We start from the raw sequence: 4,216 nt of genomic DNA, 5'->3' as shown, positions 1-4,216 counted from the left end.
CTCTTGACTCAAATCGTTTCTGCGCAATCATGACACTTATATCCTGTGTGATTTCAAGTTTTTCTCCGATGACAGTTGCTGTACGCCTCATCACCTCCACCAAATTGCCGCCTGTCCGTTTACAGGTAAGAAATACGTCCGTGAAACTGATTACATCCTCTAAATGACTGCGATCCGCCAAATTCTTCAGCGCTGCTTCAATGGGCTCACCGTTCTCAACCTTTCGGCAAATAACGCTGAATTCAACGACAATTAAGCAGGCCGGATCAGGGTACAACAGCTTTAGATCTTCTAAAGCCTCCTGAAAAGCACTTTCAATGGACTTGCCGACCGCCATGGAGGAAGATAAGCAACTTAGCGCTTGTTTGAATTGAACAAACAGTTTATTTTTACGTAAATGAATTAATTGCTGTTTGCGAATGCGAGGAAACATCAGTCCTACTGCTGAAAAAGCAGCAGCAAGAACGAAACTTTTGTAGAAAATGTAACCTACAACAAAAGCGGGTAAAGCGAGCATAAGTATCGCGCTTATTTTTTCACGAGGAGTCAACTGATAGAAATTATAATCAATTAATGTGAGGATGGAACTGGGGGGTTGCGTATCCGGAATTTTAGCTTTCTTCTCAGCGGTACTGCTGCTTAGTCGGCGTCGCTCCAGGTATAACAGAGTCATCCAACTAAATATCCCCACTAGGAGAATAAGAAATATAATTTTCATTTAGCTTCACACTCATCCTTTCCGTGTGAAAACCAAGTTGGCAGTCTTTTGCCTGCCATACGTATTTTGTGCATGCTGTGCAGTGGATTGCCTGTATACGTGAGCTCGCCGATTACCTTAGCGTCTGTCGCGTCCCCTCTTTCCTCGAATAGAAACAGCGGATGCAGCTGAACTTCGCCATCCTTAATTCCAATGACTTCATGGATTTCAGTCACCTTCCGGGTTCGATCGCGAATGCGGCTGATATGAACCATCACATCGAGCGCCGAAGCGATTTGCTTGCGAATAACTTCAATCGGTAGTGATGCACCACTCAGCACCATCGTTTCAAGCCTGCTCAGCATATCAACTGAAGTGTTGCCATGCCCCGTACTTAGACTAGTATTTACTATAAAGTGCATATAAAAATAACCGAGACCGAAACAGGCTCGGTTATTTTTTATTAAACTCCGCCTCCGATACCCACGAGCAATTGTAATATCATTGGAGAGAGCTGAACAAGAATATATCCTATAGCTGCGTTCTGTAGCATCGACATTCCCTTTTCACGTTGCTGGACCATTATCATTAAGCATCCTCCAGCTATCATTACTCCTGCAATGGGATACGAAAGTGATACGATAAGCTGAATCAGCGGATCAAACGCTCGCATAACATGACCTTTTACTGATTCAGGAATCGCAGAAGCTACCACTGCAATAGCGTCAGGATCCACCGGTGCACTTACTGCTGCTGTGGCTGCTAATGCTGTAGAAAGGCCGAAAGGAGGGAGTCCATGTAACAAGAATGCTACAGGTACCGCATAACCAAGAAGAGCGAGTAACTTTGGATCTTTGAACCCACGGAATCTATCCTTAAAGGTCACGCCATTCTCAACAACAACTACCGGAAGTCCTTCAACTCTTACAGCTTCTCTAGACAACGATTTATTCCGCTGACCATCCCAACATTTCGCTCCGATTGTAATTTGCATACAAATCGCCTCCTATTTTATTTCGTCCCAAAGATGAATGATAACATCGAGTCCATTACACCATTCTAGAAGTTGCTGCTTACGGCTTACTGTCAACGTTACCCAGACCATGCGAGGAAAGTATCCTATTTTCTTTTGCAGAACGCCAGTAGTCTGTAGTTTTTTATAACGATCAACCTTTTCTCGATTCTTATTCATGTGCTGCAGGTGATCAATCTCGAGAAAATGTCTTTTTGAATTGTGACGAAAGTACGCATCGGGTATGACGGTGACTACTTCTGGTACGGAGAACTTCAATTCGTTTCTCCAATCTTCGTTGGCGGTGTAGTGCAAATAAGCATCAGCTCTCATTAGATAGTGACCAGCTTGAATTGTTTTCTGACGTATAACTTCGCATCCCACTCGCTCACGTCCGGTTTTATTAAGGTAATAGATATTCTCACGATTCTCTCCGCGAAAGCATGATATAAACTGCTTCATGTTATCTAAGACCTTTCGTGCATTGCGATCACCGGAGAGATCATGCATTTTTTGCAGCTGACTTCGACTAAGATAATCAAGTTTCTTCAATGACAAGAGAATAGCTTCTTCCCGGAGCATTTTCTTTACCTGAGCTTGTAGCATTGGTGAGCAGCTCCTTCCTCGCTTTAATTACAATGTGCGGTTTTATCGTCTTATCTATAAACTCATTTTCGATAAATGGGGTTTGAACGATATATTTACGATCAGTTTGGTATATGGCCCGACCTTTAATGCGGGGGAGCTTCTCTGCCCCTGATTCATCAAGAACTACCTGGCTGGCAGTGTCAGTCTGAAGTCTGAAACACAACCTTGCATCGCAATTCTGTTTGACCTGACGTGGCAAAGTATCAGCAGTTGGATATTGTGTTGCAAAGATCAAACGGTACCCAAGACCGCCTCCGATCCGAGCTATCTCAGAGATAATCTTTTCACATTCAACCTTCGATTTCTTTACGTCTTTATCCGGCTCGCCTTGGCTAGTCAGTTCAGCTGCTTCATCTATAATGATAAATTGCCGTTGTTTATAACCAGCCTCTCGAACATCCTCATATCCTTTCTTCAGGAACTCAGCCTGCCTTTGAACCATGTCTTTGTGAATGGAACGAAGAGCATTTAGCGTTTCTGCTACGTCCTTCGCTACCGTTTGAACCTGTTTGACGCTGGTAAAGCGGTTAAAAGCAAGACCACCTTTTAAATCAATTAAAGTCAAAACGACATGCGATGGATGATTATGAATTAGCGTTGTCACAACGTTCTTTAAGAACACTGATTTACCATAACGTGTTGTGCCGGCGGCAACCATATGTGGGATCTTCTCGAAATCGTGGTGCACAGGACCCTCTCTGGCTTCCCCCAAGCTAACTGTCCATCCTTTGCATGAGCGAAGTGTATTTTCATCAAAGGGAATCATCTCCGGCATCGGTTCCCGGTAAACTCTGATCCGTAGCGTCCCATCGTATTCAAGGAGTATTTCTTTCTTGTGTTTCACTCCTGACAATAGCTTTTTAATCTGGTCAAGAATATCTGCCCGAAGCCTTAATTTCTTGAAGTCTTCTATGGATAGATCGATCAGGGTGCGTTTGTGATTCAGGCCATCCTCAATATGCCGTTGCTTTTTTTGGACATCCTCAAACGAAAGTCCGAGCGGCAGTCGATAAACGTACTCCACTCCCCACGAGTGACGTTTCTTTCGAAGAAGATGAATGGTTAGCAGCTTGCCATCCTCCCTCACATTGAGCCCACAGTTGTTGGCGATCCGTTGTATTTTACTACCCTCATTCGCTCCTTGTTTATCTAAAAAAGTCCATCCGAAAATGCTAGCCATAACTGCAGAAGATGCGATCTCCAAGAGCATATCGAGCGCCACCCTTTTTCCTTAGTATCCAATAGGATAGTTCCAACGTTGCGGAACCATCGGGACGTGTTTTTAATGGCTAAAGTATGCGTTTCGGAACGTTCCTTTTAAAATTCCCCAGTGGTACTCCAACTGGCACCCCATTTTGGAAATGTTTCTGGAATCAATTATGGAATATCTTGCGGAACGTTCTGTTGTTCATACTTAAGCGTATTGTCGAACAAGCTCGCATTATGCTTGTCCACCCAAAATTTATTTTGAGTAAAAAGGAAACTATTTGTGTATTGACGAATTGATGTCTAGAGGTGATCGTTAATGCAAATAGAATGCAAATTAAATGTGATCTTTGCTGAGCGCGGAATTAAAAAGGGTTGGTTCGCAGGAAGAATCGGAGTTAACCCAGGAACATTGAGTGCTTGGTGCACAGGCAAGTCATTTCCTGAGCTAGAGCAGTCTTATCGTGTTGCTATTGAATTAGATCTTAACGTCATGGAAATATGGGTGTTAAAAAATGAGGAAGAGTAACGTAGACTTATCCAACCTCCCTAAGTTCGCCTCTTTGCAGGAAACTAAGGAATATTTCAACAAGTTTGGCAAGATCACATTCTTTGGCTGGGAAACTACAAGACCACCTTATGCAGTTTACACG

General features: G+C 43.4%; 6 protein-coding genes. 1 reads left to right on the top strand and 5 read right to left on the bottom strand.

The genetic code is table 11. The annotated features are described in order from the left end of the window. The 5 genes from AC1DUA_RS26235 to AC1DUA_RS26215 all read right to left on the bottom strand — a co-directional run. A partial coding sequence (locus AC1DUA_RS26235) for a type II secretion system F family protein (protein WP_477502571.1) occupies positions 1 to 673 on the bottom strand: 673 nt, incomplete at its 3' end. A gap of 41 nt (positions 674 to 714) precedes the next feature. Then, the gene (locus AC1DUA_RS26230) at positions 715 to 1,119 is read right to left on the bottom strand and encodes a hypothetical protein (protein WP_477502570.1); all 405 of its coding nucleotides are present in this window, start codon (positions 1,117 to 1,119) and stop codon (positions 715 to 717) included. 41 nt (positions 1,120 to 1,160) lie between these two features. Next, the gene (locus AC1DUA_RS26225; RefSeq protein WP_477502569.1) at positions 1,161 to 1,691 is read right to left on the bottom strand and encodes a hypothetical protein; all 531 of its coding nucleotides are present in this window, start codon (positions 1,689 to 1,691) and stop codon (positions 1,161 to 1,163) included. Positions 1,692 to 1,703: 12 nt separating this feature from the next. Beyond that, a complete protein-coding gene (locus AC1DUA_RS26220) occupies positions 1,704 to 2,315 on the bottom strand; it encodes a replication-relaxation family protein (protein WP_477502568.1) in 612 nt (203 codons plus the stop codon). Continuing rightward, a complete protein-coding gene (locus AC1DUA_RS26215; RefSeq protein WP_477502572.1) occupies positions 2,248 to 3,567 on the bottom strand; it encodes an FtsK/SpoIIIE domain-containing protein in 1,320 nt (439 codons plus the stop codon). Before AC1DUA_RS26215 ends, AC1DUA_RS26220 begins: the two co-directional genes overlap by 68 nt. A 315-nt stretch (positions 3,568 to 3,882) precedes the next feature. On the opposite strand from AC1DUA_RS26215, the gene AC1DUA_RS26210 reads away from it, so the two are divergent. Then, positions 3,883 to 4,092 (top strand): helix-turn-helix transcriptional regulator, encoded by a 210-nt coding sequence (locus AC1DUA_RS26210; protein WP_477502567.1) that lies wholly within the window; start codon positions 3,883 to 3,885, stop codon positions 4,090 to 4,092. The last annotated feature ends 124 nt before the right edge of the window (positions 4,093 to 4,216 follow it).

The organism is Paenibacillus sp. 01T422, assembly GCF_056398785.1.
Note: the sequence above shows the minus strand (reverse complement) of the source record. Positions and strands in the feature narration are given on the sequence as shown.